Origin of the sequence: Anoxybacillus thermarum (assembly GCF_000836725.1) — a bacterium.
In the GTDB taxonomy this organism is placed as follows: Bacteria; Bacillota; Bacilli; order Bacillales; family Anoxybacillaceae; genus Anoxybacillus; species Anoxybacillus thermarum.
Map to the genome: position 1 here is coordinate 1 of NZ_JXTH01000150.1, position 643 is coordinate 643.

The 643-nt window shown below is 55.2% G+C and carries 1 pseudogene; it reads left to right on the top strand.

The features are described 5' to 3' along the window. Window positions 1-38: 38 nt before the first annotated feature. Window positions 39-643, top strand: a pseudogene (locus LH47_RS14860) (ISLre2-like element ISGsp3 family transposase); the annotation flags it as partial.

Genomic DNA, 643 nt, shown 5'->3' on the forward strand with positions numbered 1-643 from the left:
TGATGACCAACATCAATAAAACAGGAGGGAGAGAGTCCATGAAACATTTTACCACAGAATGGCCTTTATTAAAAGAGCTGGAGGAACAATTAGTCAGAACTCTTCAAAAGGTGTTCGCTGTCTTGTTGGCGGCCCTTTTGGAGGAGATTGATCAACAACTGGCGGAAGCGCGGGACAAGCGCCGGTATCAGCTGAAAGACAAACGGCCGACCACGATCCAAACGCTGTTTGGAGAAGTGACGTTTCGACGGAACTACTACTATGATCGGCAGGCGGGGGCGTATACCTTCTTGCTGGATACCGAACTGGGCTTTGATGGAGCGCAGTCGATCAGCCCTTGCCTCGAGGAAACGGCGGTCGAGTTGGCCGTAGAGTGCTCTTCCTACCGCAAAGCGGCCCGTACGTTGGAGTCGATCGTGGGGTATGCGGTCCTAAGCCACGAGGCGATTCGCCAACTGGTGCTGGAGGCCCCTGTCTCGCTGCACCACCCTGTTTCCCAACGGCACGGCCGAGTGCTGTTTGTGGAGGCGGATGGGCTGTTCATTTCCCGCCAGGGGAAAGGGAAACGGGCGAAAGAAGAGAAAATCCTGGCGGTTCACGAGGGATGGAAACGAAACGGTTCGCAGCTCGAGCTCGTGAACCG